This is a genomic window from Clostridium transplantifaecale, assembly GCF_900626075.1.
Lineage (GTDB): Bacteria > Bacillota > Clostridia > Lachnospirales > Lachnospiraceae > Otoolea > Otoolea transplantifaecalis.
In genome coordinates, this window is record NZ_UYZY01000001.1 from 489,926 (window position 1) to 516,664 (window position 26,739).

Sequence of the window (26,739 nt, forward strand, 5' to 3'; positions counted from 1 at the left end):
GGTGTTATCTTAATGCACCTGTGAAAGGAGAAATTTATGTTTGCCGATAGTGCAAAAGTATTTATAAAATCCGGAAAAGGCGGAGACGGCCATGTTAGCTTCCGCAGGGAACTTTATGTAGCCGCCGGCGGCCCGGACGGAGGGGACGGCGGAAAAGGCGGAGATATTATATTTGAAGTGGATGACGGTCTCAACACCCTGACTGATTTTCGTCATGTCCGTAAATATGTTGCAGAAGACGGGGAACAGGGCGGTAAGAAACGCTGCCACGGCGCGAATGGACAGGATCTTGTAATCCGTGTTCCGGAAGGCACGGTTATCAAGGATTTTGAATCCGGCAAAGTAATTGCCGACATGTCCGGCGAGAACCGCCGCGAGGTCATCTTAAAAGGCGGCAAAGGCGGCCTTGGAAATATGCACTTCGCCACTTCCACGATGCAGGTTCCGAAATATGCCCAGCCTGGACAGCCGGCGCAGGAGCTCTGGATTCAGATGGAACTGAAGGTAATTGCCGACGTCGGACTGGTAGGTTTCCCTAATGTGGGTAAATCCACGCTGCTTTCACGGGTATCCAACGCAAGACCGAAGATTGCCAACTATCATTTTACCACCCTCAACCCCCATCTTGGAGTTGTGGATTTAAACGAGGGACAGGGATTCGTTATGGCGGATATCCCGGGCCTCATCGAGGGCGCATCCCAGGGAATCGGTCTTGGTTATTCCTTTTTAAAGCATATTGAGAGAACAAAAGTCCTGGTTCACGTCGTGGATGCAGCATCCACGGAAGGACGTGATCCGGTCGCCGATATCAGGGCAATCAACGCGGAGCTTAAAGCTTATAACCCAGAACTGCTCACACGTCCGCAGGTGATTGCAGCGAACAAGACAGATGCAATTTATGACGGCGAAGAGGAAGATCCGATTGAGCGCCTCAAAAAAGAGTTCGAGCCGGAGGGAATCAGGGTATTTCCTATCTCTGCCGTAACGGGCAAGGGAGTGAAAGAACTTTTATATCACGTCAACGAACTTTTAAAGACAGTGGATCGGAAACCGATTATATTCGAAAAAGAATTTGAATACCAGTTCCAGGCGGAAAACCTTCCATACACGGTAGAACGCACCGAGGACGGCGTGTTTGTAGTGGAGGGACCGAAGATTGACAAGATGCTCGGTTACACCAATCTCGACTCGGAAAAAGGATTCCAGTTCTTCCAGAAATTCTTAAAAGACGGCGGAATACTTGCCGATCTGGAAGAGGCCGGAATCGAAGAGGGTGATACCGTCCGCATGTACGGCCTGGAATTTGATTATTATAAATAAAACGATACAGTAAAGAATTTAAGAGGAAAGCGGGAGCGTAAGATTAATGACGAGTAAACAGAGAGCCTACTTGAAAGGCCTTGCAATGACAATGGATCCGATATTTCAGATCGGAAAAGCCAGTATTACCCCGGAACTGACCACGGCTGTGGCAGAGGCTCTGGAGGCCAGGGAATTAATTAAATTAAGTGTTCTGAAGAACTGTATGGATGGCGGCAATGAGATTGCCGAGGTATTAGCTGAGCGCACACAATCCCAGGTTGTCCAGGTAATCGGCAAAAAAATTGTGCTTTACAAGCAGGCAAAGGACGAGAAAAAGAGAAAGATCGTTCTGCCCAAGTAAAGAAAGGAGCCTGGACAGGCTATGAGACGAATCGGAATTATGGGGGGGACATTTGACCCAATCCATGTAGGCCATCTGATGCTTGGGCATCAGGCTTATAAGGAATATGACCTGGACTTTGTATGGTATATGCCTTCAAAGACCCCGCCCCATAAAAGAGATCACAGGATCACATCTTCCGAGGACCGCTGCGCCATGGTGGAGGCCGCAATCGGGGAAACTCCCTATTTTTGCCTTTCCGATTTTGAAGTGAGGCGTCCGGGAGGGAATACCTATACAGCGGATACACTGCGCCTTCTTCGGGAAGAATATAAGGATACGGAATTTTATTTTATTGTGGGCGCTGATTCCATCCACGATATTGAAAAATGGTATCGGCCCGAATATGTGCTGCGTGCGGTCACCTTTCTTGCTGCGGGCCGCGAATGTGAGGAACAGAAGCGTTCTCTGGATACCCAGATCGAATATCTGAAAGAAAAGTACGGTGCACGGATCATGAGGCTCCACTGTATGGAGATCGATGTGGCGTCCGCGGACATCCGGGAGCGGATTGCCTCCGGAGAGCCGGTGGAGGGTCTGATCCCTCAGCCTGTGTACCGGTATATTAAAGAACACGGACTTTACCTCTGACACTTCGTCACCGGCAGAGTCTTCAGGCAGCAGATTCAGGCTGAACGGTAAGGAGAATCCCTGCCGGGGAGGCGTAAGATGAGTAAACAAAATTCATATAAAGACCTTCCGGTCCCCGAGTTTGTAAGGATCCGGGAACATCTGAAGGGCAAATTACATCCGATGCGTTACGAGCACACACTCGGCGTTTCATATACATGTATCGCGCTGGCCATGCGGTATGGGTATGATTTGCAGAAAGCGGAGATGGCCGGCCTGCTTCACGACTGTGCAAAACGGTACGATGAGGCGGCAATCATCAAAAAGTGCCGCAGCAAAGGAATTGAACTGACCGAAAATGAACTGAATGCGCCGGCCACGATCCATGCGAAACTGGGAGCCTGGATGGCGGAACATAAATATGGGATCGACGATCCCGAGATACTGCAGGCTATCGCATGCCATACCACAGGCAAACCGGCCATGGGGCTTTTAGACAAGATACTTTATATAGCGGATTATATAGAACCGCGCAGAGACAGGGCGCCACGGCTTCCTGAGATAAGAAAGCTGGCATTTGAAGATCTCGATGAGGCCCTATACCAGATTATGAAGGGGATTCTCGGGTATTTAGAGGAATCCGGCGCTTATATAGACGATATGACCAGAGTTGCTTTTGAATATTGTGACGCAGAGAGAATGCGCAGAATGGAAGAAGCCGTGACCCAAATGGGTTCTCTGGCAGATTTAAAGGAGGAAATATCACAGAATGACACAGGCAAGCAAAATGGCAAAAATCGCCGTAAAAGCACTGGAAGACAAAAAAGGAGAAGATATCAGAATCATTGATATCAGGGAAGTATCCATTCTCGCAGATTATTTTATCATAGCGGATGGAAGCAACTCAAGCCAGGTACAGGCCATGGCCGACAATGTGGAAGAGGAGCTTCTGAAGGAAGGCCATGAGTGCCGTCAGATAGAAGGCTACAATACAGCCAACTGGATACTGATGGACTACAATGATATCATTGTCCATGTATTTTCACGCGAAGACAGGCTGTTCTATGATCTGGAGCGTATCTGGAGAGATGGAAAACAGATCGCGAGCATTGACGATTTACAGTAAAAGACCGTTTTCGTTCCTTTAGAATGGAAGAGGTAAGAAACTAAGAAAAGAAAATCAAACTCGTGCATTGGTTGACATAACTTTATTATGTAAACTGATGCACGAGTTTTCAGAATTTAAAGAACAGAGGTTATAAAATGCCTGGACTTGGAACTGTTATAAACTGCGCCGGGGTAATCGGCGGCGGTATTCTTGGTATGATGATAAAAAAGGGACTGTCGGAGCGTTTTCAAAATATTCTGATACAGGCCGTGGGACTCTGCGTCATTTTTCTCGGCATCAGCGGAACACTCGCGCAGATGCTGTCGGTGGACGGGGGCGTGATTGTATCCGGAGGCACAATGATGATTATTTTCTCATTGGCTTTGGGAGCGCTGCTGGGAGAGTTTCTGAATATTGAAAAGCATACGGAGGAATTCGGAGAGTGGATCAAGGTTAAGACCGGAAGCGGCGGCGACAGCCGCTTTGTGGATGGCTTTGTCACCACCTCCCTGACGATCTGTATCGGCGCCATGGCCGTTGTCGGCGCAATCCAGGACGGAATCACGGGTGACATCTCCATGCTCTGTGCAAAGGCGGTTCTGGATGCGATTATCGTGTTCGTTATGGCGTCTTCTATGGGAAAAGGCTGTATCTTCTCGGTTATCCCTCTTGGCCTGTTCCAGGGAGGCATTACGCTTTTATCCAGGGTGATAGAGCCGCTTTTGACGCCGGAGGCGGTAGCCAATATGTCGATGGTCGGCTCCATGCTGATTTTCTGTGTAGGTGTCAATCTGATGTTCCAGAAGAAGATTAAGGTAGCCAATATGCTCCCGGCTCTTATTTTTGCCGTGGCCTGTGCATTTCTGCCGTTTTTTTAGGATTTTTTCATTGTACATAGTTCAAGATCAGAAAGACGGAGTATTAAGAGGAAACGGACCGGATCAATGTCCGCCTTCTCTTAATACTCCGTCTTAAAATTGTAATTACATTAACCGGAAGAGGCCGATTACTTTGCCGAGGATCTGTACATCATCGAGAATGATAGGTTCCATGGAGGCGTTCTGAGGCTGCAGGCGGATATGGCCTTTCTCTTTATAGAATGTTTTGACCGTGGCGGAATCTTCCACCAGGGCAACGACGATCTCTCCGTTTCTTGCAGTGTTGGCCTGTTCTACGATGACGCGGTCACCGTTAAAAATGCCGGCGTCAATCATGCTGTCACCCTTGACGTTCAGCATGAAGATCTCCTTATTCGGAAGCATCTCCACGGGAATCGGGAAATAGTTCTCAATATTCTGCTGAGCCAGAATCGGTTCTCCGGCGGCAACGGTACCTAACAGCGGAACATTGACCACTTCCCTGCGGGCCAGATTGAACGTGTCGTCTATAATCTCTATCGTACGTGGCTTCGTAGGGTCGCGTCGGATGTATCCGTTCTTCTCCAGCTGTTCCAGATGGGAGTGGACGGAGGATGTGGACTTGAGCCGCACGGCTTCGCAGATTTCACGGACAGCCGGAGGATAGCCCTTCTTTAGTATCGTTTCTTTAATATATTCTAATATTTCTCTCTGTTTATCGGTAATTTTACCCTGTGCCATATATGTACCTCCTCTGTATGTATAATAGTAACATATGTTCGAAAAAAATGCAAACCTTTGTTCGGTATTTTCACTTAAAAGTATTGACAAACACATGTTCGCCCGCTATAATACAAGCAGAGATAAGAACATACGTTTGGAACATATATTTGCTTTACTAAGGAGGAAATGGGGATGAAGAAGGGGATGCTTGTTTTGCTTGTTCTGTTTGCTATGATGAGTTCAGGATTTTTCGGGCATAATCTGATGCAGGCCATGGCCGAGGAGGAACCGGCCGTAAGTTATAGTAAATATTACACCAGTATCCGTCTGGAGGAGGGGGACACACTCTGGAACCTGGCTGAGAAGTATAACCACCATTCGGCGAAGACGATGGAGGAGTATGTGCGCGAGTTAAAGAGCATGAACTGTCTGATTGACGACAGTATTCATGCGGGGAATTATCTGACCGTCACCTATTACCGGGTCGATCCTGAGACATATTAGAGGGTGCAAGTCAGAGGGTGTACAGAAGAGCGGACAATCGAACAATTTATCCGGAGATGCGGGCGGCGGTAAACTGCCCGCTGTTTTTTATATCCTAGAAGCTTATATCCTAGAAGCTCCTAGGATATAAAAAGCCCTCCGGGCAGGAAGCGCACTTGGGCGAAGAAGTAATATGAAGCTTTTGAGAAGGAATACCGATTTTTGAAGAAATATCCATGGCTGTATCGTTATAGAAATTGGATGCTCATCTTTTATTACAGAAATCTGCTGTCTGCGGACGGTCTGTCGCATGGCGGACAGCGCGTCGCTTATGGGGGACCTGGAACCTGAAAAATACAGGGAGTTTCAGAATAAAAGCAAATTCTTTCCGGAAGTACGGAAACAAATTAGAAAGGGGAACGAAGGTATGAAGAGAATTACAGGGAGGCGTATGTATAAAATTGCAACAGTGTCCATGATGACTCTTTTATTAGCCGGGACATCCGTTTTTACCGCAAGCGCCGGGGGACGGACCGTTCGGGCCGCGACTTCTGCAAAAGGGGGAGGAGCCGTGGCGGACACTCTGCAAAGAGAGACGGCGATGGGACTGGAGCCTTTTACCAATATTGACATTGCCGTAGAGCTTGCCGATGTCACTTTCTTAACTGCGGCGGAGTATGGGATCGAGATGTCGTGGTGTGACGAACGGCTGAAACCGGATTATCAGGTGAAAGACGGCAAACTTTCCGTCTTTACCCGTCAGCATGGTTCTCTTGGACTTCAAAGAGTCATCGGAGGCCAGGTCATCATCTACCTGCCGGAAACAGCCGTTCTGGATCAGGTTTCCGTAAAGACGGATCTGGGCGGCATCCAGATAGCGGACCGGAACATCACATCCATGCAGGCATACTGCGACGCAGGGGATATCCTGTTAAACCGGGTTTCCATGCAGACACTAAAAGTGGACACCGATCTGGGAGACTTACAGGTTCTGGACAGCAAAATATCCCGGTCAACATCGGTGAGGGGCGATGCCGGTGATGTCTTATTGTGTGGAAACATACAGGGGACTGTCACCATCGATAATGATCTGGGCGACGTCCGGATGGAGACAACGGCGAAAGCCGATACATATCAATATGATCTTACGGTAGATCTGGGAGATATTTGCGTGGACGGCACTGAATACAGAGAACATTGCGCACGCCAGGGAGGTTCATCAAAACTGAAGGTGAGCGTTGATGGAGGTGATATTAATGTAATCTTTGCCGGTAGTAAAGCCATAGATCCGGGAACAATTAAAACGGATATTCCGTATAAGGAATACACTCCCTATGGCCTGTCGTATGCAGTGAGCCGCGGGGAATTGTATTATTACGGTGAACCGGTACGCGGATTTATAGACAGGACGGATTCAGGAAGCGGAAGCAAAGACCGGTATTATAACCAGGGCGCGGATTCCGACGTTTTTTTGCAGGCAAAGTATAAGCAGGGAAAACTGTTGGGAGTGGAGGAGATGAGCGAGAAACAGATTAAAGAGGTTTTCGGCTCCGCAGAACGCAAATAGAAATAATTCAAGCTGTATATTGAAGAATTTTAATATATTATAAAAACTTCCTCTATGGTTAAGAATGGTTTGCCGTATAGCAGACTGGGAACCATAAAGGAAGTTTTTCGTTGCTTGTCAGAATTATTACTCCCTGTGCACGCAGAAGGCAAGTGCGGCCGCCCCGGCCAGGATAAAAAGGCAGGAGCCGATGACGGCCTCAGGCGGCACAGTAAATGCGGGATCCAGGTTAGGAAGCGTCAACGGATACCGGGTAAAAAGATCCTGCCTGTAAAGTTCCGCCGCCGTCGGAACCGGCACAGAACCCCAGCCGAAGACAACAGCCATCATTACGAACAGCAGTCCCGAATGCATACGGCCCACGAGCAGGCCGGTTCCCAGCACAAATACGAGCGAGGGAAGCAGGACCAGGGCGGCGGGCACAGAAAACTGTGCAACAGGTACCGCAGGGCCAAAGAGATTCAGTAAAAATCCCACTCCCAGCGCTGCGGCAAGGAGTGCGGAAATCAACCAGGCTGCTCCGGCGGCACAGCACTTTATAAGAAGATACTGCCACGGGTGGGCAGATGATGTAATCACAAGCGCCTCCACCTGACGCGCTTTGTGATTGCACTGGTTCCATAGGAAAAACAGCAGGGATACGTTCAGAAGCGGCATCAGAGAAGCCAGATAGCTTCCAAAGCTCCAGGGTGAAAATGGCGCAGTATGGGCCACTCCCAGGATGGTGGAGGTGCTGAGTATCTGCCGTCCGTACCAGAGCATGATAGCCGTCAGGCCCACAAAAAACCGGCTGCACACCGTTCTGCGCAGTTCATAGTAAAATACCTTATTCACGTCCAATCTCTCCTTTCTCAAGTCCGCATGCTTCCAGAAAATCATCCAGAGTGATCGCCTCGGAGTCTCCCGTCATACAGTCCGTATAGAGATGGGACAAGATCCCGTCCAGCCGTTCTTCACCCAGCTTCTGGGAAGCTCTGTAAATCATCAGGGCATTTCCGTCGTACCACCCTGCGGCGCTGCGGGCAGCGCTGATTTCACCGGCATAGCGCTCCGGCAGCCGATTCAGATACTCCGGATGGCGGTCATAGAAGGAGGCCTGCTGATCAGAAACGGTGTCTATCCATTTATCGACATAGTTTTCTTTTGCATAGCCGGAACCCATAATCTGGTTCATAAGGCGGTACGTCGTGTAGACCGTGATGCCCTCATCGTTCCATAAATTATCTTCGGGATCATAAAGAGTAGCACCCAGTCCCCACCACTGATGGATGATTTCATGGGCCAATACCTCGGCGCCCGCCGCGCCTTTGTCGGGATCGGCTAGGTTTTCATCGCTGAAGTACGTTTCACCCATGCCGCTGATATTGCGGTTTGCGAATCCTCCAAACAGAAAGGCCGACATCTGGACGATCTTGAACGGTTTATCCTCCGTGAACGAGCGGGGACCATAATGCTCCGCACAGTAAGCCACCGCCTGTTCCATCAGGCCGATAGCGCCGTTTTCCAGTCTGGACTGGTATTTGCGGCTGTAATAGAAGCGGATCGGCATCCCGCTGCCGGTTGCAAGCTCCGTGGAAATGTAGTCTCCGGCAAAGAAGCGCAGGCGGTCGGTACCCTGGTCGGATATCAGCCATGAGGCGGTACCGTCCCCATTTTCCGAAAGTTTCTCCGCGGAACCGGTAGAAACCGGCGTAAGCGAATCCGGCAGGGTGATTTTCAGGGTAACCGGTGCGTTTTCATCTCCGATGACGGCGCAGGCTCCCAGCGTCGGGGCGACGGCACTGCCCGAAAGTTCAATCCCGCTGCCGCTTATGGAGTCCCCGGAAAGCAGACTTTCCTGTGCATTCCATATCCTCGGCATACCGCCGTATTCAATAGTCAGGGTAATCTCAGGATCCGAAGGCAGAACGCAGCTCAGTTCCCGGGAGGCGATATAGTCGTTTTTTAAATCCTCCACAGCCAGTTTCCGGCCGTTTGCCGTGATGGAACGCACCTGATATCCGCTGTTTAAGTCCAAGTACAGTTTTTGCTCCCGGCCCGATGTGTTGCGGAGCTGATACACGGCCCGGCCGGAAATGGTGCCGAGAAGGAAGCTGTCAATGGATGCCTGGATTTCCGTGCCGTCGGTAAACAGATACCGGTTATAACGGTCCTCCTCTACATAGGAAGGCCAGTCCTCGGGAGAATGGTCCACGAACGGCTGTTTCTGCCACAGCATGGCTCCCAGGCCCAGCGCCGTTAGTGCGATGGCCGGAACCGCCGGTTTTCCGGCGTGACGGAGAAAGGATGCGAATACGCCTTTGCCATACTGCCGCACACACAGCAGCGAGAGCAGCCACACACCGCCCAGGATACAAAGCCAGACAAGACGGCTGTAGAGAGCGGTCCGCCATACGACGGCGCTTCCGAATGCGTCGGACAGGGTGGAGACAAGCGGAACATTCCACTGCGCCAGGAAATACTGGCTGCACCACCGGCCCTGTGAAAATACGAGTCCTGCCAGCACGGCCAGAATGCTCACATCAAGCCTGCCTGTAATCTGAATGGCGGCCGCGGCCAAAACAGCGCCCATAATCAGGCCGGACAATAAAAACAGGATCACCGACAACCAGTAGCCGGAAAATGAAAAGACAATGTTTAACTTCCAGGCCGTGTAGGGCAGGTACAGGAGACCGGCGGACAGAGCGGTGAGTATCCCGCATGTCATGACCGCAAGCAGGCGCACCGCGTTCATCGCCATGGGAGAGAGCATGGTTTCCACAAGGGCGGATGTACCGTTTCGCATGGGCTGATCCAGACTGCAAAGCATCAGCAGGGCGAACAGGACTGTACCGGCCATACCTCCGGCCAGCATCGGGTTTGCCAGGTAAAGAGCCGACATGGAATCTCCGAATGTGTGGCGGTAAAAGGAGTATCCTGCCAGGGGAGCCAGGGCGGTGAGCGCCGCCGCCAGCCAGGTCAGCCTGTTTCGCAGCAGACGGTGGAGTTCCACACGCAGCAGAGAGAACATTTCCATATTAATTCCCCTCCCGCGTAATCAGATAGAGATAGGCATCCTCCAGAGTAGGTTCGGCGTCCTGCGCCGCTTCGGGCAGCATGTCGGCCACGCCGCGGCACAGGATGCCGGAGGCCGTATTGATCCGGGATGTGATGTGCAGGGCAGGGTCGGCCTTCATTCCGTCCCGTTCCAGAAAGACGCCCACATGGCCCTGTGCCTGCCGGATCAGCGCCTCCGGTGTTCCTGCAAACAGAATCTGCCCGTGACTTATAACGATTAACTGATTGCACACGGACTGCACGTCTTCAATGATATGGGTGGACAGAAGCACCAGTTTGTTCTGTGCCGTCTGTGAGAAAAAGTTGCGGAAACGGATGCGTTCCTCGGGATCGAGGCCGACCGTCGGCTCATCGAAAATCAGAAATTCCGGTTCTCCTAACAGCGCCTGTGCAATTCCCACTCTCTGGCGCTGCCCGCCGGACAGGGTGCGGATCCGGGCTTTGCGTTTTTCCTCCAGGCCGGTGGCTTCGATCGAGGCGTTTATGGCGGCCCTGCTGTCTTTGATTCCCTTGAGGGCGGCTATATAATCCAGGAACTGCCATACCGTCAGTTCGTCATAGAGGCCAAAGTGCTGGGGAAGGCAGCCGAGCTTTGCTTTCAGCTCACGTTCACACTTTCCCAGGGGTTCCCCGTCAACGGTTATGGAGCCGGAAGTGGGCAGCAGACTGGCGACTAAGAGTTTCATCAGAGTGGATTTTCCGGCCCCGTTGGGTCCAAGCAGGCCGATCAGGCTGGGACTTTGAAGCGTCAGGCTGATATCGGACAGCGCTTTCTTTCCGGTTGGATAAACTAGATTCAGATGTTCAATGGCGATTTGCATAGGTTTCTCTCCTCTGTGTATTTACTGTGTTTCCAGTCTATCAATTCCGTTTGCAGCTACGGTGGATTTAATATGGATTTTATGTGGAGAGAAAAGAGACCGTCACCGCGACCCCGGCCGCCGTATTGGCGATTTGACAGGAAGCGCCGTGCCGGTCCAGTATCATTTTTACGAGATAAAGGCCCAGGCCGCTTCCGCCTGTCTCCCGGCTCCGTGAGACATCGACACGATAGAACGGCTCAAACAACTGGGGAAGAGCCTCTTTGGGAATCCGGCAGCCGCTGTTTTCGATTTCCAGGACCGGGCCGGTGGATTCCATGGTCAGCCGGATCCATACAAGAGCTTCTTCGGGAGAATGGTTCAGTGCGTTTGCCAGAAGGTTCGAGACGACACGGCCAAGCAGGAGGGGATCCCCGGATATCATCACATCAGGTTCTAGCTGTGAAAAAATCTGCTGTTCCTTAAGTCCTGCCAAATCAAGAGCCATATCCGCCTGGCCGCGGACGAGTTCCGATAAATTGAGAGTCTCCCGGCTTATAGCGCCGCCGTCCGCCTCCATGCGGGCGATTGTGAGCATCTCATGAACCAGCTTTTCCATTCGGCCGGTCACTGCCAGAGATCTGGCCAGGTATTTGTCGCGGTCCCGGTAAATATCCACTCCGGCCAGCATGCCGGATATCTGCCCTTTCAGCACCGTGACGGGTGTTTTCAGTTCATGGGAGGCGCCGGCAAAAAAAGCAGACCGCTGCTGTTCCCGTTCCCGCTCCCGCTCGATGTCGCGCTTCAGGGAAACGTTGGCCTCCTTCAGCTCGTCAAGGGCCGAAGCGAGGCGGCCTGAGAGTTCGTCCATGTTCCGTTCCAGCACGCCGATCTCGTCTCTGCGCGTCCCCGTACACTTCCAGGTGAAGTCCAGCGCGGCCAGCTTTCTGGAGATGCGGCTAAGCCGCACGATTGGCCGGGTGATGAAGTGCGAGTAAAGGAATGCCCCGGACAGTGAGAGCGCAAACATCACCAGGATGAGATGCGGCAGAACGCGCCGCATGGCCTCCGTCGTCTGATTAATCTCACTCATATCCGTGACGAGGCTCAGTTTATAGGGCCTGTCGCTTCCGGCAAACTTTATGGTACGGTCCCAGTCCGTCGAGGACATCGCGATTCCTTCCTCTATGATCGAGTCATCCACACCGGCTCTTGCGGTGGCAATGCCTGAATCCTCCGTTGTCATGACGGAAGCAGCCACGATCGACGTTGACACCGATTGGGAGGAAACTCCCGTTCCATATGAAATTCCCGTTCCATATGAAATCAAAACAGTCTCGTCCGTATCGTCCGAAACCACAACTTCCAGATTGTTTTTCTCTGAGAAACGGTTTAGTATAGGTTCGCATGACTCAAAGGGGATATTCTGAAGTTCTTTTACAAGTTCATCCGCCTTTTGGCTCAGTTCGTCCGTGGCGATGGAGCGGTATGAGAGCGGCGTGGCCCAGGCGATGAACAGATAGGTTGCGCTGACGGCCGCCAGGAGAATCAGCACCGTCATCAGAAAAATACGCGCCGTCAGGCTCTTGCGGATATCAATAAAATCAATGAATTTTTTCAACCCGGTATCCAACTCCTCTCACTGTTTCTATATAATCACGGTTCAACTTTTTCCTCAGGTTTTTCATGTGGCTGTCCACGATCCTTTCGTCGCCGAGAAAGTCATAATTCCAGAGCTGTCCCAACAGCACGGAGCGGGTGAGGACACGTCCCTGATGCTGAAGCAGTTCTCTCAGTACCTCGAATTCCCTGGCGGTCAGGCTGACTTCCTCCCCCGCTACGTTTACCCGGTAATCATCAAGATCCATGATGATATCGCGGTAGGCCAGGCTGTGGGTTTCCGTTTCACCTCCGGTCCGGCGCAGAATCGCGGCGATTTTTCTCAGCAGTATCGGCATGGAAAACGGCTTGGGCACATAGTCGTCTATCTGAAGGTCAAATCCTTTTATCTGGTTTTCTTCCGCATCCAGCGCCGTCAGCATGATAATCGGCACATTGGATTCCCTGCGGATGAGTTCGCACACTCCGTAGCCGTCAATCTTTGGAAGAAGCAGATCTAAGAGAAGCAAATCCCAGGTTCCATGACGGAAACGGTCGAGCGCCTCCACGCCGTCACCGGCCGCCGACACTCCGTATCCTGCATCCCGCAGGTAAGCGCAGAGCATTTCCTGGATATCAGGATCATCCTCAATCACCAGTATTTGTTTCATAAATAATGCCTCCTTTTATATCAAAGTGTAGTGTCGTTACGGTTCAGAGACGCCATGCCTCCTCCTGCGGGGTGTCAATAACCCGGACTCCATGCAATGACGCCGTCTTTACTCCAGTATATCATTCTAATTTGAATTTCGTATGGATTTTATAAAACCGTAAGCTTCTTATGGAAGGCGCAGTGGAAACAGTTAAGAAACTGATAAGAATCAGGCAGAAGTTCTCTAAAGATTTTTGAATTGCGATTGGTTATAATGGTTATATCGCAGTGAGAGGAGTAACTTTATGAAACAGATTATCATTCAGACCAATAAATTGTGTAAAACATTTTCCTCCGGCGGCCGCCAGCAGCACGTTTTAAAGAACCTGGATTTGAGTATATACGAGGGGGATTTTACCGTGATTATGGGAGCATCCGGTTCGGGAAAATCCACCCTTCTCTATGCACTTTCGGGTATGGATCGCCCGACGCTGGGGACTGTCTGTTACGGGGATACGGTGATTACAGGGATGAACGTCAGTGAGCTGGCGGTATTCCGGAGAAAGAACTGCGGCTTTGTGTTCCAGCAGATTCACCTGCTCGATAATATGAGCGTGCTGGATAATGTGCTGGCAGCAGGACTTTTGATAAGCCGTGACCGCAGAAAGACGGCTGCCAGGGCAAAGACGCTTCTTTCCCGGGTTGGGATTCAGGAAGAGGATCTGGGCAAATTCCCGGCACAGCTTTCCGGAGGGGAAGCGCAGAGAGTGGGGATTGTACGGGCATTGATCAATGAACCGAAGATGATATTTGCGGACGAACCCACCGGAGCGTTAAATTCGGCCTTTGGAACCCAGGTCCTCAACACACTGACGGAGCTTAACCGTCAGGGGCAGAGCCTGGTTGTGGTGACCCACGATGTGAAAACAGCCAGGCGGGCGAACCGTATCCTGTATCTGAAGGACGGTGTGGTCTGCGGGGAGTGCATGCTTGGAACGTATGAGCACGGCGACGGGGCGCGCCATCAGAAGCTTGGCGCATTTTTAGATGAAATGGGGTGGTGATATGGCGGTTTGGATGATTGCCCGTGCCGGTATCCGTAAGAAAAAAGGCGTTGCCGTCTCCATGGGTATCCTGATCATGCTGGCCGCCGCCATGTTCGATGTGGGGCTTACCCTGCTGGCCGGAGTGGGCAGTTTTTACGATCGGGAGAACGACCGGTTAAATGGGGCTCACTACATTGTCCGGTTTATGGGCAATTCCTATCAGGATGAATATCTGGACTATTTCCTGGAAGACGGCCGCGTCGAATCGGCAGAGACCGTGGAGGCCGTAATGATGAATATGGCCAGCTTCCCGGATGGGGGCGTTATTTCTCCCGATTTTATTCCAATGGATGGCATGGGTACCGCCGAGGGGTATGAGATAATGGAAACGGCAGATATAGGGGATAGCATGGCCGTATATGTCCCGGTATTTTTCAAGGATATGGGATACCGGCTGGGCAGCAGGCTGGTTTTGGAATATAATAAGCAGATTCTGGAATTCAGGATTGCCGGTTTTACCCAGTCTACGTGGTTTCAGTCCTCCGTGAGCAGCCTTGTGGACATCTATGTTCCGCAGAAGACCTATGACCGGCTTTTCGAGATGATCGGCGGCGGATATCTGCTCAGGGTCCGGGTAAAAGACCAGGGGGATGTGGAAGCGATCCGTCAGGATTTCAAGGAAAATACGGATATCAATATTGAAGCGATTTCCCTGACTTCGGATGTTATGGATTTCTCCATCAATGAAATGCGGCAGGGCAGCACAATGGTGGTCAGCCTTTTGTCGGCCGTGCTGTTTATCTTCTCCTTCCTCATGGTGTTAGTGGCCGTGATCGTCATGCGTTTCCACATCCGCAATCATATCGAGGCCCAGATGAGCAGCCTGGGAGCCATGAGCGCCATCGGATATACCGGGAACCAGCTCAGATGGTCCATTGCCGTGGAGTTCCTGATTATCAGTACCATTGGCACGGTTCTCGGAGCCCTGGCATCCTATGCGGTCATTGCGGGGCTGGGGGGAATCATCACCAGCTCGGTAGGCGTCTCATGGGCAGGAGGTCCCCACGGGAGCACCGATTTAATCAGCGCCCTTGTAATTATGGGAATTGTTCTGATTGTGTCTGTAAAAGCGGCGGGAAGGGCGGCAAAAATCCCTCCGATTGAAGCGCTGCGCGGGGGAATGAAAACACACAGCTTTGAGAAAAATTATTTTCCTCTGGAGAGGACGGCGGGGAAACTGCCGTTGGCCCTGGGAGTTAAAAATATGATGTACCAGAAAAAGACGTATCTGATGGTGGGATGCATTTTTACAGGTGTTGCCTTTGCCTGCGGGTTTGCAGTTATTACCTGGTGGAATATGGGAAAGGACGATCAACTGGTCCGGAAGCTGACCGGGTTTGAAATCAGTGATATCATGGTTTACACGGCGCCCCACACGGATTACGGCGCCCTGGTTTCGGAGATAGAGGCCATGGACGGGGTGAGGAAGACGAATCTCTACGAGACGGGATCGGCCAAAGTAAACGGGGAACTCCTGACCTGCTACCTGTCCGACGATTACGGCAAGATGGAGATGGTGGAAGTTTATGAGGGAAGTTTTCCGAAGTACGATAATGAAATTGCCATCACCGGCGTGCTTGCCAAGGCCTGGGGAAAGTCGGTTGGGGACACGGTCAGCGTCCAGACGGAACAAGGCGTGGCAGAGTATGTCATCAGCGGCCTGGGGCAGAGTATGAGCAACTTCGGCCGTCAGTGTTATCTGAATCTGGACGGGATGAAGAGGGTCTCTCCGTTTTATAAGAAGCACACAATTTCCGTCTACCTGGAACCGGGAATCGTGATAGAGGATTTTATCGGGAAAATGGAAGAACGGTTTGAGGTACTGTCCCCCTCCGGGAGTACGGCGGAGAACAGGCGGGAGAAGGACGCTGCGGGAAAGGCCAGGGAGAAAATGGCCGCGCTTTTGTCCTCCTATGGCGTGGACAGCGCCCAGTATGCCCTGATGGCGGACGGTGAGATTGTGCTTTCCGGCAGTACAGACAGCTTTGTCATCGACCGGGTCGAAAATAACCAAAAGCTGTTTGTCAGTAATGTGGATACAATCGCTTCCTCCATCGGAGTGATGTCGGTTGTCATTCTGGGCGGAACATTTTTTATGATTATTCTGGTGCTCTACATGGTGATTCGCTCCATTCTGGTGCGCCAGAGGACGGAGTTTGGAATTTACAAGGCGATGGGATATACGGACCGACAGTTGATGGAAATGATTGCAGCCAGCTTTCTCCCCATTTCGGTAGGCGGAACCCTGCTCGGCTGCATTTTGGCCTCCATGGGCGTTAACCGCCTGGCCAGCGCTTTGTTCGAACGGCTCGGCATTTCCAATCTGAAGATGGCGATCAATCCCTGGTTGATGGCCGGTATGGGAATCATCATCGTGGCCGCCGCATTTGCCGTCTCCATGGCATTGGCACGGAAAATCAAGGGAATTACAGTCTACGGGCTGCTGACGGAGGAGTGATAATATGAGAAAAAGATGGAAAATGGGCGCCGCTGCGCTCGGTCTGGCCGCTGTTCTGCCCATATCAGGATTTGGCGGGGAAGTTTTGGCCTTGTCCGGCCGTGGTGGGGAAGCTCTGAATGCATCTGGCCGCAGCGGGGAGGCTCTGGTTACGTCCGCCGGAAACAGCGGGATGAAATCCGGCCAAAGCCGGGAAAAACTCTACGGCATCGGCTCCACCAGCAAGGTCATAGTGACCGCGGCCGTCATGAAACTGGACGGAGAAGGAAAATTGTCTCTCGACGAACCGCTTATCCGTTATCTTCCGGAATTTGAAATGGAGGATCCCCGTTATGTCCTGATCACGCCGCGCATGCTTTTAAACCACAGCTCCGGCCTCCAGGGAGGGACACTTACGAACTCCATGCTTCTGGGGGATTCGGACACATACAATCACGATATGCTTCTTCAAAAACTGAAAACGCAGCGGCTGAAAGCCGATCCGGGGGAATTTTCCACCTACTGCAACGACGGTTTCACTCTGGCGGAGCTCCTTGTAGAGCGTGTCAGCGGAATGAGTTTTACAGAATATATAGAGCATGAATTTGCGGCGCCTCTGGGGCTTGAAAATTTAGCCACGCCGCAGACACCGGATATTCTTAAACGCGCGGCCGCGGTGTATGATACCCAGACCGGAGAGCCGCTTCCGCCCGAGATGGCAAATGTCATCGGCAGCGGAGGCGTCTATGCCACTGCCGCCGATTTGTGCCTGTTTTCCCGTCTGTTTATGAGGGACCAGGGCGCGGCAGCAGGGCTTCTTCCGCAGCAGGCCGCACGGGAGATGGAGGAGAGCTCCTACGAAGAGGCGGTGAATCCGGAACATATCGATTCCACACTGTCTTACGGTCTGGGCTGGGACAGCGTGAATACCTATCCGTTCAGCCGTTACGGCATCAAGGCGCTGGTTAAGGGCGGAGACACCACGTTTTACCATTCAAGCCTGACCGTTCTGCCTGAGGAAAATGTGTCCTGTGCTGTGGTGACCAGCGGCGGTTCCAGCGTGGCCGCCCAGATTGCCGCTCAGGAAATACTGATGGAATATCTGGAGGAGACCGGACGGATTGTCAGGGAACCGGAGGATATGACGGTCGGAGGAGAATCAGAGGCTGCGGGTGAAATTCCGGGGGAACTTACAGCATGCGGAGGGTTTTATGCGGGAAGCGGCTTATTGTCGCTCTCCATGGGGAGTGACGGAACCCTGACACTGGAAAACCGCGGTACAAAGCGAGACAAACGCCAGGTCTATACCTATCGGGACGACGGCCGGTTTTACTCCACAAACGGCAATTATATGGATATGTCGGGCCGGCTTGTAAGAAGCAGCGACGGCAGGACAGGGAAAACATTCCTGGAATTCAGGAGGGGAGAGGACGGGATAAACCGTCTGATGGCCGGTACCTTTGAAACATACCCTAAGTTAGGAAACACGGCGGTTTATCTGCCGGTGGCGGAACAGCTTACAGTAGGACAGAGTACGGAAAGGAAGGCCGAAACCGGGCAGGTTAAGACAGAACAGGCTGAATTAGAACAGGGGGAAACCATGCAGGCTGAAATGGGAGATGCAAAGAAAACAGAAGTCCCGGAAATGTGGAAGGAACAGAATGAAAAAGAATTCTATCTGGTGAGCGAGAAGAGCACCTCCTCTTTTTACCTGTCGCATTTTATGGTGGAGCCGCTGGTGGGAGAAGAAACGGCCGGATATTTGACCTTTGATTCCAATGAAATGCGGATGGCAGCCATTACTTCCGAGGAGGAAGCCAGATTCTTTCAGGAGCTCCCGGGACAGGCGGGCCGGGATTTGAGCGATTACCGAATCCGAATGCGGGATGGGAACGTATATCTTGAAAATGAGAGTTACCGTTTTATCCGTGAGGACGGAGTCGGAATTCTTACCGTGGGCGGTCAGCCGATCGTGATAGGGAAGGACGGTGATACGCGGTGGAGTAGATTTGGAAAAGAGCAGGAGGGACGTCCGGTCTCGATTAAAAAACCGGATTCCGGCGCCTGGTATGTCTATGACCACAGCGGCAAAACGATGAAGTGTGTGGCCAGTTCCTGGCTGATTGGGGACGGCGAATCATTCCTGCTTCCCGCAAAAGGCCTGATCGCGTTTGCGGGGGAGACAGGAGATGAATTCATGATAACGCCTGCGGTTCAGTAACGCTGAAGCATTAGCTTCTCACGGCATCATGAAGCGCCGGCAAAAGGAATCAGCACCTCCACGGCGAATCCATCCTTGAGGTTACGGCATTTTATATCGCCGCCCATCTGCTCCATCAGAAGACGGGAGATGTAGAGTCCCAGCCCGGAGCCCTCGGTCTTTTCTTCGGCCTGACGGCTGCCCCGGTAGTATTTTTGAAACAGGAAAGGGAGTTCCTCATCGGGGACTCCCTTTCCGAAGTCCCGGAATATTAATGACAGTCCGCTGCCTGTCATAGTGGATGAGACATGGATGGCTGTATCCGCATATTTGTAGGAGTTGTGGATGATATTATCAATGACCTGAGAAATACGCAGGGTATCCATGAAAAGAAGACAGCCCGGAACCGGATCGAGCCGCACCTGCTCACAGTAATCGGCGCTTTGAATCATCGGAGCCAGAAGTTCACTGCTTTCCTCGGCCGGATTTACCGTCATTTTACCCAGGTCCTCCAGGGATGCCTGGAACAAATTGGTGACCAGGCGGTCAATCTGCCCTGCCTTTTCATAGATGGTTCCAATTTTATCCTTGGTCTTTCCTTCAGCCTCCGTTGCCAGCAGCAGTTCGCTGACCAGCTTGATGGAGGCCACCGGCGTTTTGATATCGTGGCTCAGTGACGCAATCAGCTCTTTTTTACTTCTGTCTGCCTCAGCTTCCCGCTGCCTGGCCTCCCTGAGCTGTTCGCGCATCAGATCAAAACTCTCCGTAAAGGCCCCGAAAATATGGCCGCGATCCATCGGCAGCGGAAAGTCCAGATTACCGGCCGCCACATGGCGGGCAAAATCCTTCAATTCCAGAAAGGGCCGGATGACGCGGCGGTTTAAATATAAGAAATAAAGTCCGGCCGGAACGGCGATCAGTGCCAGGAAAAAGAGGGCGGCGGTTATGAGCTGCCTCCGGCTTTTTGACAGGAGTTCGCCGTAGGAGGTGCGAATTAGAACCTTACCAACAACGCCCCCGCCGTTTTCTATATTAAGAACGGTCTGATGGTTTGAAACGGCATCATGGACCGAGGAGGGAGCCGCGGCGGAAGTTGCAAAAAGAAGCGTTCCCCGGTTGTCTAGGACTGCGTAATCATAAGAAATCCCGTCCTCCTCAGACAATCCGCCGGGAACTTCAAACTTCCGGGACTCCCAGGCATCCGCCGTCCCGCGCACAATACGGTTGATCGCCACCATATCTACCGGTGTTTCGCGGATTTCGGCAGTGAGGGAGTGAAGAACCATACCGCCGAGGAAAAGATAAAGAATGAGAGCCAGGAAGAGCCACCGTTTACGGATCATACGCGTTCCTCCGCATCAAAACGGTATCCGGTGCCCCAGACGGTCACAATCCGTTTCGGATGATTGGGATCCTCCTCAATCTTTTCCCGCAGATGACGGATGTGGACCGAAAGAGTTCCCTCCGCGACGTAAGGGTCCGGCCAGACCTGGCCGAGCAGTTCTTCCTTTGGAATGACGCGCCCCGGATTTTGGGCCAGATAAACCAGGAGCTTAAATTCCATCTCTTTCAGACGGATGAGAGCGCCGTCCACAAAGACCTTATGTCCCGGCAAATCGATGGTGACACGTCCGCTCGTCAGGGGGCTGTTGTCCGCGGCCGTCGTCTGTGCGCAGCGTTTCAGCACCGCCTTTACCTTTGCAAGTAGAATACTCAAGGTGTAGGGTTTCTGGATATAGTCGTCGCCCCCAATGTTTAAGGCGGTCAGAATATCGTCATCACTTGTTCTGGCGCTGATAAAAAGGATAGGGATGTCCAGATTTTCCCGCAGTTTCTTGCACAGGGCAAAACCGGACTGTTCTCCCAGATTGATATCGAGAAGAAGGACGGATACCGTGTTATCCCTCAAAAACTCGAGGCATTCCCTATAGCCGGTCACATAGGCGGAGGAAACTTCAAACAGGTTAAAATATTCACTGGTGGACTGGGCGATAGCCAGCTCATCATCCACAATAAGACAGTCATAATGCATGTAAAATTCTCCTTGGGGTGTTCTAGTCCTGTTATTATATCATGGAGAGATTTAAAAGGAAAGCGGATGGCCGCACCGAGCATTTTATGGTATAATGAACACAGAAAAAATCAGGAGGTATCCATTTGAAACGAATTATGCAACATGGAGCATGGAACTGTGCCGGACATCGAGACGGACGATGCCCTGGGAACTGTGATGGAAATGATTAGAGTGCAGCAGTGAGATTGCAAAATTAATTCTTTGACTGTTAAAAAAATGGGCAGAATGTCAAAATTCTACCCATTTTTATCTTTGGATATTTTAAACCTTTCGGATTCCCGCCTAATTATCCCGCAGCTGTACTTTGTTCCGCGCACTGCGCCGGCGCTCGTCCTCCAGCGCCGCATAATGTTTTTTAGTCGTATTTACGTCCGAATGTCCCAGTACATCGGCAACCAGGTAAATATCACCGGTTTCGCGATAAAGGCTGGTGCCGTACGTGCTCCTGAGCTTGTGGGGCGTGATTTTTTTTAAGGGAGTTACGATGCGGGCGTATTTTTTGACGAGATTTTCCACACTTCTGACATTCATCCGTTTTCTCTGCAGAGAGAGGAAGAGTGCGGATTCATGGCCTGGTTCGGGCGTCACATGTTTCCGCTCGTCGATATAATCTTTTAGGGCAAATTCTACTTCGGAACCAAAGTAGATTATTACCTCTTTTCCGCCCTTGCGGTGGATTTTGAGGCCTCCGGTTCCAAAATCAATATCGTCCAGGTTCAGGCCGACACATTCCGAAACACGGATTCCGGTTCCCAGAAGAAGAGTCATCAGGGCCAGATCGCGAAGGCGTGTCTTCACATGGAATTCTCTCTGTTTTTCCGTCAGGTGGTCGCCCTCGTCCACCTGATCCAGGAGTTTTGCAACCTCATCGACTTCCAGGCGGATAATTTCCTTCTCGTGCAGCCTGGGAAGTTCGACAAGGGCGGCAGGGTTGTTTTTAATGCGTTCCCTGCGGTAAAAGTAATTATAAAAGCTCTTTAAAGAGGACATTTTTCGCATAATACCTCGTTCCGTGTTGATGAGGTCCTCTTTTTTGTCTGTGGAATAGCATTTCAGAAATTCCATGTATTCTTCCAAATCCATCAGTTGGATCTCATCCAGGACAGTGAGAGAGAAGTCCTGCATTTTATAGTCCGCAAAGAGGGGATTCTGTTTCTTCAAAAATTCGAAAAAAGTTTTTAAGTCGTAGGCATAAGCAATTCTTGTGCGGGAAGAAGTGCGCGGCTCAATACCCCGGAAAAAATCGGCGCAGAAGGGTGGAAGTTCCTTCATCATCTGGCGCAGCCTTTTCGTATTCTCAAGTGTTTCCTGTTCATGGTAAGAGAGTGGCTTTCCCATATTAAATCAACTCCTTTATACGCTTTTGAGGCCAGCCATCTATATTACCCTCTGTGATGGCATGAAAAAAACGTTCCTTAACGCCAGGCGCGTCCAGATTTAATTGTCTTGTTAATTGTTTAACATATTCGCGTTTTGTTTTTCCGTCCACCGGGCAGGGATTTTTACATACCGGCAGTTGATACCGGTTCTTAAATCCTATGACATCGGCCTCATTTACATATATCATGGGACGGATCACTGTAAGTCCCGTGCGGTCCAGAAAGGTTTCCGGGGAAAAGGAATAAAACCGGCCTTCATAGATCAGGGATAAAAGCATCGTTTCGATTAAATCGTCACGGTGATGCGCATAGGCAATTTTATTGCATCCGAGACGGATGGCTGCCTCATTGAGAGCGCCTTTTCTCATTTTGGCGCACAGTGCACAGGGATTGGATTCTTTGCGCGTGTCGAAAAGAATTTTTCCAATTTCCGTTGGCACTACGGTGTATTCCACGGATAATTCTTCACAGAGCGATTTAACAGGTGATAAATCGAAACCGCTGAATCCTAAGTCAACTGTAATTGCACATAAATCAAATTTATTTGGATAAAACTTCTGAAGGCCCTGTAATGCATATAACAGAGTCAGGCTGTCCTTACCGCCGGAGATGCCGACCGCAATTTTGTCCCCGGCCCCAATCAGGCCGTAGTCATCAATGGCCTGGCGGGTGAGACTGAGCAGACGTTGGATTTTCATAGAGTAATTGGCTCCTTTGTATGTTTGACGTACAACTATTCGATAAAGTAGACTTTCACGAATAGTTGGATATAGGTAGTATAACACTACTCTATATAAATATCAATCTCAAAGGAGGATTTTTTTAATGAAAGAAAAGGTAATGAATGCGATTGTAAAATATCGCGCGGTTCCAGTTGCTACTGGGCTTATGGTTGTGTCTTCCGCATTTCCTGCATTAGCGTCTGAATCTGCGGACGTAACTGGTTCTGTTACTTCGGTTATGACTATGGTATCTTCGGTTATGACGTTACTTACTCAGCCCCCGTTAGTCTACTTTTTAGCTGGTGGTCTTGCACTTATGGCCTTTAAAGTATTCCGTGGTGGTAAAAAGGCGGCCAATTAAAAAAGGTTCGATTGCGGAGGGCAACTGCTCTCCGCTTTTGAATAAAGGGAGGTGTTTTTATGATTAAGAGATTTTCTGTTTTGATTATGTCTTTGTTTTTTTGCTTTTCAATGGTGTTTGTTGCGTTTGCTTCGGATTCGCAATATACCTATAGGATTCGTTATGGCCATAATACATCTTACTATTATCATGCTGGTTGTGCTTTTAGTGAGGGTAATGTCTATTTATATGCTGGGCGTAACGCGGGTGAAGATATTTATCATAATGTTAATTTGTATTTTGTTTCTGATACGCCGTTTACTTATTCCTATTATCGTGCTAATTATTCTAACTCTACTGATTGGGAAAATGAGAATTCTTATGGGGCTAAAGTTTATACCCCTAGGCAAGTTGGCAATTATTATCTTTGTAATATGTCAGCTTATCAGGAACTTACCTATACGGCTCCATTTACATTCGATGCTAATTTACCAGTTATATATTATGATTCTAATGACGGTGAGCCGTGGACTAAGGATGATTTTGAATTAGGTAAAGATGATTCAGGCAGTGGCGGAACTACTTCTTCAATCGTCTATGATTCTTCGATTCCAGCCCCTCAAAACGTTCAGTTTAAATCTGAATCAGTAGGTGGATTTTTGGGCGTTGGTTCTAAGTGGGAACACACTTTATCATGGTCAAATGGTGTAGCATCTCCTCCGCTTTTCCTCCGTGTCTATTCCGTTGCGGAAGTGGTTTTTGCGGATACGGGTCAGTTCTTTGAGGATAGCACGATACCGCTTCTATCGGCCGATGATAAATACAATGCAAGCTCTGGCCGTTATAGTGTTGGAACCGACGAACTATCGTCGAAGATTATGGATGGTACAGTCCTAAATAAAGTCCTTGAATACCGCTTGCAGTTTTGTCGTTATGGTGACGATGGAAACCTAAAAGTCGGCCCGATAGCGACCGTACATGTGAAGCAGAATTTATTCGGCAAATATGATGGTTATACCGTTACCACTGAATATCCTAAAGATGATACTGACTTAGGTTTGTCTGGTGGTTTGGACGATGAATACAAGGATAAGTGGACATCTGACGGTGAACATTATGATGATTATGACAAGGACGGTAATCTTGTTGATTCTGGTACTTCGGAGGATAGCAATCCGATTCAAAATTTGCTTAATTCTTTGAAAAATATACCCAACATTATTAATTCGTTTTTTGATTCCCTCATGGGGCTTATGTCCGGTGTTGGTCAGATACCCTCTTTTCTCTCGCAATTGTTTTCGTTCCTTCCGCCCGACATTATAACAGTGATTGGTTTAGGTATTCTTTTGGTGATTGTCCTTCGGATTTTTGGGAGGTAGAAGCATGAGTGGAATGAAAGCTATTTTTAGCGGTTGTTATTCAATGATGCAATTACCTATATCGCTTTTTGGTTTTGATATAACGTTGTGGCAATTGTTTGTCTTTACGTCGCTTTCTTATTGTGTGGTTCGTCTTGTTTATGGATTTTTCAAATAGGAGGTGATTCTTTTGGATGATGAATTATTTGACTCTACGCCTTATGCCCCACCGTCGGGTCCCGCGCTCTACTCTTCTGCTCCTGCGTCAGCGTCGGAATTGGTGGCGACATCCTCAGAGCTGGTATCGTTGGACACGATACGTGATGATATTCAGGCGTTTCACTTTTCGTTTTTGGCGGTGTTCTGTATGGTTTTTGTGTATGTTTTGATAGTCAGGAGGTTTAAATAAATGAAAGAATTTATTGATTTTATATTGATTGACGGTTCTGGTCTTACGGTTGCTAACCTTGCTTCTTTCTTTGCGTTTTGTGTAGTGTTTGGTACTGTCATTATGGTGATTCAGGCCAGTATGAACGCTGGGAATTTTCGATAGGGGGTGCTTGAATGCTTTTTCTTTTAGCTGGCCTTATCATTGGTTACTTGCTCCGGTGGCCTATTAGTATTATGTTGACGGCGTTTAAGTCACTCCGCTTCGCTCCTGCTGATATTTTCAATTATTTCAGGTATAGAAAATGGAAGGAATGGTCTGGTTTTGGTTTACGTATTTACGTTGGTATGTTCGGCACTGGAAAGTCTTTGTCTGCGGTTCGCTATGTGCGTTCTCAGGCTTTACGTTATCATCTTAATGTCATTAGTAATATAGTTTTAAAGGACATAGAATACACGCCTCTTGTGAACTATCAGCAGATAATTGATGCTCCGGCGAACACGATAGTTTTAATTGACGAAGTCTCTACTGTGTTTAATGCCCGTAGTTGGAAAGACTTTAACATTAATCTTCTCTTCCAGCTTTTACAGTGTCGGAAGAATCGGAAACAGCTTGTTTGTACGGCACAACGGTTTGCCCATGTTGACAAGCTTTTAAGGGATATCACGGCTGAAGTTGTTGTTTGCCGTAAGTATTGGCGTATCTGTCTTAACTATGCGTATGATGGTTGGGACTATGAAAATACCCCGGCTCAATTTGCAATTAAGTCAATGTGGAAATACTGCTATCTTGCTACGAATAGGCTTTATAATGCCTATGATACAGACGAGATTATTGATAATGCAAAGAAGACGGATTTTCTTTCTAATGATGAGATTCTTGCGAGTCGTATGCCTGATAAAGTAATGCCTGATAACCTTACTAAGAAGGGTAAGAAAATGATATTTAGAAAGTGATAGGTTTGCATGAACGATACATTTAGAATCATACTTTTACTTATATGTATATGTCATTTTTGTTGTTTTGGGGTTATTATATTAAGCCGTTTATAGTGCGGTTCCGTCGTTCCCGCGTGATGTGCGTAGGCGCTCGCGGGGACGGCCGCTAATTTCTTGTCAATGTTTTTTTATTGGCATACTGTATGATGGTGTTTTTATTTGTGTTTGTAATTTTTTTAATTGGTTAAAATGTAAGTTTAGTATGCCTAAATTTTATCATTAATTCTTGCCATTCATAGGTGTTTGTCTCTGTATTAACTTTTGTTTAGTTTATCTAAACATTGTGTTTAAAACCTCTGATATGCCATTTGCTGTTTTAGTGAAAAATATTATGATTACTATATATTTTATAACAGTAAATATTATGATTATTGTTATAATATCTCTAAAAAAAGATAGGGTTTGATTTATCTTTTTAAGTTCTTCGATTATAACTGTTGATTCGGTTTCCTTTTTGTTTATATTTTCTTGATACTTGTTTTCTTCAATGGAAATGTTTTCTTCTTTTTTTGTTTCTATTTCTTTTGTTTTTACTTCTGACTCTTTAGGTTTGTATTGATAAAATAGAACAATGCTAAGAATAAAAATGCCAATTGCTATTGTTGCATTCATTTTTCTT

At 49.4% G+C, this 26,739-nt stretch carries 28 protein-coding genes; 17 read left to right on the forward strand and 11 right to left on the reverse strand.

The window, feature by feature from the left end; all coding sequences use genetic code 11:
• Positions 1-36 precede the first annotated feature (36 nt).
• The 6 genes from obgE to EJL91_RS02180 all read left to right on the forward strand — a co-directional run bounded on the left by obgE (position 37) and on the right by EJL91_RS02180 (position 4,258).
• The gene (gene obgE, locus EJL91_RS02155) at positions 37-1,320 is read left to right on the forward strand and encodes a GTPase ObgE (RefSeq protein WP_125140313.1); all 1,284 of its coding nucleotides are present in this window, start codon (positions 37-39) and stop codon (positions 1,318-1,320) included.
• 46 nt (positions 1,321-1,366) lie between these two features.
• Positions 1,367-1,663, forward strand: coding sequence for a ribosome assembly RNA-binding protein YhbY (yhbY, locus tag EJL91_RS02160; protein ID WP_125140314.1), 297 nt, complete (start codon positions 1,367-1,369; stop codon positions 1,661-1,663).
• Between the two features lie 21 nt (positions 1,664-1,684).
• Entirely contained in the window at positions 1,685-2,293 is a 609-nt protein-coding gene (gene nadD / locus EJL91_RS02165) for a nicotinate-nucleotide adenylyltransferase (RefSeq protein WP_125140315.1), read from the forward strand.
• 78 nt (positions 2,294-2,371) lie between these two features.
• The gene (yqeK, locus tag EJL91_RS02170; RefSeq protein ID WP_125140316.1) at positions 2,372-3,121 is read left to right on the forward strand and encodes a bis(5'-nucleosyl)-tetraphosphatase (symmetrical) YqeK; all 750 of its coding nucleotides are present in this window, start codon (positions 2,372-2,374) and stop codon (positions 3,119-3,121) included.
• Complete coding sequence (rsfS, locus tag EJL91_RS02175; RefSeq protein ID WP_125140317.1) at positions 3,042-3,398, forward strand: ribosome silencing factor; 357 nt, start codon at positions 3,042-3,044, stop codon at positions 3,396-3,398. Before yqeK ends, rsfS begins: the two co-directional genes overlap by 80 nt.
• Positions 3,399-3,535: 137 nt before the next feature.
• Positions 3,536-4,258 carry a DUF554 domain-containing protein gene (locus EJL91_RS02180; RefSeq protein ID WP_125140318.1) on the forward strand — a complete coding sequence of 241 codons (723 nt, stop codon included), beginning with the start codon at positions 3,536-3,538 and terminating at the stop codon, positions 4,256-4,258.
• Between the two features lie 105 nt (positions 4,259-4,363).
• Here EJL91_RS02180 and lexA read toward each other — a convergent pair whose 3' ends face one another.
• Positions 4,364-4,978, reverse strand: coding sequence for a transcriptional repressor LexA (lexA, locus tag EJL91_RS02185; protein WP_125140319.1), 615 nt, complete (start codon positions 4,976-4,978; stop codon positions 4,364-4,366).
• Between the two features lie 174 nt (positions 4,979-5,152).
• Between lexA and EJL91_RS02190 the strand changes: the two genes are divergently transcribed.
• Positions 5,153-5,464, forward strand: coding sequence for a LysM peptidoglycan-binding domain-containing protein (locus EJL91_RS02190; protein WP_125140320.1), 312 nt, complete (start codon positions 5,153-5,155; stop codon positions 5,462-5,464).
• 406 nt (positions 5,465-5,870) lie between these two features.
• Positions 5,871-7,010: a DUF4097 family beta strand repeat-containing protein gene (locus EJL91_RS02195; protein WP_164516731.1), complete on the forward strand. Its 1,140-nt coding sequence runs from the start codon at positions 5,871-5,873 to the stop codon at positions 7,008-7,010.
• A gap of 126 nt (positions 7,011-7,136) precedes the next feature.
• Here the strand turns inward: EJL91_RS02195 and EJL91_RS02200 are convergent, their stop codons facing one another.
• The 5 genes from EJL91_RS02200 to EJL91_RS02220 form a co-directional block, all read right to left on the reverse strand.
• Entirely contained in the window at positions 7,137-7,844 is a 708-nt protein-coding gene (locus EJL91_RS02200; RefSeq protein WP_125140322.1) for a hypothetical protein, read from the reverse strand.
• On the reverse strand, positions 7,837-10,026 hold the full coding sequence (locus EJL91_RS02205; protein ID WP_125140323.1) for a M1 family aminopeptidase: 2,190 nt from the start codon (positions 10,024-10,026) through the stop codon (positions 7,837-7,839). The genes EJL91_RS02200 and EJL91_RS02205 overlap by 8 nt, the downstream gene beginning before the upstream one ends.
• Position 10,027: 1 nt before the next feature.
• A complete protein-coding gene (locus EJL91_RS02210) occupies positions 10,028-10,888 on the reverse strand; it encodes an ATP-binding cassette domain-containing protein (RefSeq protein WP_125140324.1) in 861 nt (286 codons plus the stop codon).
• A 79-nt stretch (positions 10,889-10,967) separates the two neighbouring features.
• Positions 10,968-12,488 (reverse strand): sensor histidine kinase, encoded by a 1,521-nt coding sequence (locus EJL91_RS02215; RefSeq protein ID WP_125140325.1) that lies wholly within the window; start codon positions 12,486-12,488, stop codon positions 10,968-10,970.
• A complete protein-coding gene (locus tag EJL91_RS02220; RefSeq protein WP_125140326.1) occupies positions 12,472-13,137 on the reverse strand; it encodes a response regulator transcription factor in 666 nt (221 codons plus the stop codon). The genes EJL91_RS02215 and EJL91_RS02220 overlap by 17 nt, the downstream gene beginning before the upstream one ends.
• A 286-nt stretch (positions 13,138-13,423) precedes the next feature.
• Between EJL91_RS02220 and EJL91_RS02225 the strand changes: the two genes are divergently transcribed.
• Genes EJL91_RS02225 through EJL91_RS02235 form a run of 3 tightly spaced genes read left to right on the forward strand, consistent with a single transcriptional unit; the run spans position 13,424 to position 18,882 of the window.
• Positions 13,424-14,182 carry an ABC transporter ATP-binding protein gene (locus EJL91_RS02225; protein WP_125140327.1) on the forward strand — a complete coding sequence of 253 codons (759 nt, stop codon included), beginning with the start codon at positions 13,424-13,426 and terminating at the stop codon, positions 14,180-14,182.
• Between the two features lies 1 nt (position 14,183).
• The gene (locus EJL91_RS02230; protein ID WP_125140328.1) at positions 14,184-16,682 is read left to right on the forward strand and encodes an ABC transporter permease; all 2,499 of its coding nucleotides are present in this window, start codon (positions 14,184-14,186) and stop codon (positions 16,680-16,682) included.
• A gap of 4 nt (positions 16,683-16,686) precedes the next feature.
• Positions 16,687-18,882 carry a serine hydrolase domain-containing protein gene (locus tag EJL91_RS02235; RefSeq protein WP_125140329.1) on the forward strand — a complete coding sequence of 732 codons (2,196 nt, stop codon included), beginning with the start codon at positions 16,687-16,689 and terminating at the stop codon, positions 18,880-18,882.
• Positions 18,883-18,908: 26 nt separating this feature from the next.
• Here EJL91_RS02235 and EJL91_RS02240 read toward each other — a convergent pair whose 3' ends face one another.
• The 4 genes from EJL91_RS02240 to EJL91_RS02255 all read right to left on the reverse strand — a co-directional run bounded on the left by EJL91_RS02240 (position 18,909) and on the right by EJL91_RS02255 (position 23,012).
• Complete coding sequence (locus EJL91_RS02240; protein WP_125140330.1) at positions 18,909-20,204, reverse strand: HAMP domain-containing sensor histidine kinase; 1,296 nt, start codon at positions 20,202-20,204, stop codon at positions 18,909-18,911.
• Positions 20,201-20,893: a response regulator transcription factor gene (locus tag EJL91_RS02245; protein WP_125140331.1), complete on the reverse strand. Its 693-nt coding sequence runs from the start codon at positions 20,891-20,893 to the stop codon at positions 20,201-20,203. Before EJL91_RS02245 ends, EJL91_RS02240 begins: the two co-directional genes overlap by 4 nt.
• Positions 20,894-21,217: 324 nt before the next feature.
• Complete coding sequence (locus EJL91_RS02250) at positions 21,218-22,273, reverse strand: tyrosine-type recombinase/integrase (RefSeq protein ID WP_125140332.1); 1,056 nt, start codon at positions 22,271-22,273, stop codon at positions 21,218-21,220.
• 1 nt (position 22,274) lies between these two features.
• Positions 22,275-23,012: a tRNA 2-thiocytidine biosynthesis TtcA family protein gene (locus EJL91_RS02255; RefSeq protein WP_125140333.1), complete on the reverse strand. Its 738-nt coding sequence runs from the start codon at positions 23,010-23,012 to the stop codon at positions 22,275-22,277.
• A 127-nt stretch (positions 23,013-23,139) separates the two neighbouring features.
• Here EJL91_RS02255 and EJL91_RS02260 point away from each other — a divergent pair, with 127 nt between their 5' ends.
• Genes EJL91_RS02260 through EJL91_RS02275 form a run of 6 tightly spaced genes read left to right on the forward strand, consistent with a single transcriptional unit; the run spans position 23,140 to position 26,078 of the window.
• The gene (locus EJL91_RS02260) at positions 23,140-23,397 is read left to right on the forward strand and encodes a hypothetical protein (RefSeq protein WP_125140334.1); all 258 of its coding nucleotides are present in this window, start codon (positions 23,140-23,142) and stop codon (positions 23,395-23,397) included.
• Between the two features lie 59 nt (positions 23,398-23,456).
• Positions 23,457-24,755 carry a hypothetical protein gene (locus EJL91_RS02265; RefSeq protein WP_125140335.1) on the forward strand — a complete coding sequence of 433 codons (1,299 nt, stop codon included), beginning with the start codon at positions 23,457-23,459 and terminating at the stop codon, positions 24,753-24,755.
• 4 nt (positions 24,756-24,759) lie between these two features.
• Positions 24,760-24,912, forward strand: coding sequence for a hypothetical protein (locus tag EJL91_RS24470; RefSeq protein WP_164516732.1), 153 nt, complete (start codon positions 24,760-24,762; stop codon positions 24,910-24,912).
• Between the two features lie 12 nt (positions 24,913-24,924).
• Positions 24,925-25,143 carry a hypothetical protein gene (locus tag EJL91_RS02270; RefSeq protein ID WP_125140336.1) on the forward strand — a complete coding sequence of 73 codons (219 nt, stop codon included), beginning with the start codon at positions 24,925-24,927 and terminating at the stop codon, positions 25,141-25,143.
• Entirely contained in the window at positions 25,144-25,287 is a 144-nt protein-coding gene (locus EJL91_RS24475) for a hypothetical protein (protein WP_164516733.1), read from the forward strand.
• An 11-nt stretch (positions 25,288-25,298) separates the two neighbouring features.
• Positions 25,299-26,078, forward strand: coding sequence for a zonular occludens toxin domain-containing protein (locus tag EJL91_RS02275; RefSeq protein ID WP_125140337.1), 780 nt, complete (start codon positions 25,299-25,301; stop codon positions 26,076-26,078).
• Between the two features lie 312 nt (positions 26,079-26,390).
• Here EJL91_RS02275 and EJL91_RS02280 read toward each other — a convergent pair whose 3' ends face one another.
• On the reverse strand, positions 26,391-26,732 hold the full coding sequence (locus EJL91_RS02280) for a hypothetical protein (protein ID WP_125140338.1): 342 nt from the start codon (positions 26,730-26,732) through the stop codon (positions 26,391-26,393).
• Between the last annotated feature and the right edge of the window lie 7 nt (positions 26,733-26,739).

Bases quoted from the DNA above. Each gene is read 5' to 3' on its own strand.
- EJL91_RS02235 (WP_125140329.1), top strand. From the start codon at position 16,687: ATGAGAAAAAGATGGAAAATGGGCGCCGCTGCGCTCGGTCTGGCCGCT.
- EJL91_RS02210 (WP_125140324.1), bottom strand. From the start codon at position 10,888: ATGCAAATCGCCATTGAACATCTGAATCTAGTTTATCCAACCGGAAAG.
- EJL91_RS02265 (WP_125140335.1), top strand. From the start codon at position 23,457: ATGATTAAGAGATTTTCTGTTTTGATTATGTCTTTGTTTTTTTGCTTT.
- lexA (WP_125140319.1), bottom strand. From the start codon at position 4,978: ATGGCACAGGGTAAAATTACCGATAAACAGAGAGAAATATTAGAATAT.
- EJL91_RS02180 (WP_125140318.1), top strand. From the start codon at position 3,536: ATGCCTGGACTTGGAACTGTTATAAACTGCGCCGGGGTAATCGGCGGC.
- rsfS (WP_125140317.1), top strand. From the start codon at position 3,042: ATGACACAGGCAAGCAAAATGGCAAAAATCGCCGTAAAAGCACTGGAA.
- EJL91_RS02255 (WP_125140333.1), bottom strand. From the start codon at position 23,012: ATGAAAATCCAACGTCTGCTCAGTCTCACCCGCCAGGCCATTGATGAC.
- EJL91_RS02260 (WP_125140334.1), top strand. From the start codon at position 23,140: ATGAAAGAAAAGGTAATGAATGCGATTGTAAAATATCGCGCGGTTCCA.
- EJL91_RS02250 (WP_125140332.1), bottom strand. From the start codon at position 22,273: ATGGGAAAGCCACTCTCTTACCATGAACAGGAAACACTTGAGAATACG.
- EJL91_RS02220 (WP_125140326.1), bottom strand. From the start codon at position 13,137: ATGAAACAAATACTGGTGATTGAGGATGATCCTGATATCCAGGAAATG.
- EJL91_RS24475 (WP_164516733.1), top strand. From the start codon at position 25,144: ATGAAAGAATTTATTGATTTTATATTGATTGACGGTTCTGGTCTTACG.
- yqeK (WP_125140316.1), top strand. From the start codon at position 2,372: ATGAGTAAACAAAATTCATATAAAGACCTTCCGGTCCCCGAGTTTGTA.
- EJL91_RS02240 (WP_125140330.1), bottom strand. From the start codon at position 20,204: ATGATCCGTAAACGGTGGCTCTTCCTGGCTCTCATTCTTTATCTTTTC.
- EJL91_RS02205 (WP_125140323.1), bottom strand. From the start codon at position 10,026: ATGGAAATGTTCTCTCTGCTGCGTGTGGAACTCCACCGTCTGCTGCGA.
- nadD (WP_125140315.1), top strand. From the start codon at position 1,685: ATGAGACGAATCGGAATTATGGGGGGGACATTTGACCCAATCCATGTA.
- obgE (WP_125140313.1), top strand. From the start codon at position 37: ATGTTTGCCGATAGTGCAAAAGTATTTATAAAATCCGGAAAAGGCGGA.
- EJL91_RS02230 (WP_125140328.1), top strand. From the start codon at position 14,184: ATGGCGGTTTGGATGATTGCCCGTGCCGGTATCCGTAAGAAAAAAGGC.
- EJL91_RS02225 (WP_125140327.1), top strand. From the start codon at position 13,424: ATGAAACAGATTATCATTCAGACCAATAAATTGTGTAAAACATTTTCC.
- EJL91_RS24470 (WP_164516732.1), top strand. From the start codon at position 24,760: ATGAGTGGAATGAAAGCTATTTTTAGCGGTTGTTATTCAATGATGCAA.
- yhbY (WP_125140314.1), top strand. From the start codon at position 1,367: ATGACGAGTAAACAGAGAGCCTACTTGAAAGGCCTTGCAATGACAATG.
- EJL91_RS02280 (WP_125140338.1), bottom strand. From the start codon at position 26,732: ATGAATGCAACAATAGCAATTGGCATTTTTATTCTTAGCATTGTTCTA.
- EJL91_RS02245 (WP_125140331.1), bottom strand. From the start codon at position 20,893: ATGCATTATGACTGTCTTATTGTGGATGATGAGCTGGCTATCGCCCAG.
- EJL91_RS02195 (WP_164516731.1), top strand. From the start codon at position 5,871: ATGAAGAGAATTACAGGGAGGCGTATGTATAAAATTGCAACAGTGTCC.
- EJL91_RS02275 (WP_125140337.1), top strand. From the start codon at position 25,299: ATGCTTTTTCTTTTAGCTGGCCTTATCATTGGTTACTTGCTCCGGTGG.
- EJL91_RS02190 (WP_125140320.1), top strand. From the start codon at position 5,153: ATGAAGAAGGGGATGCTTGTTTTGCTTGTTCTGTTTGCTATGATGAGT.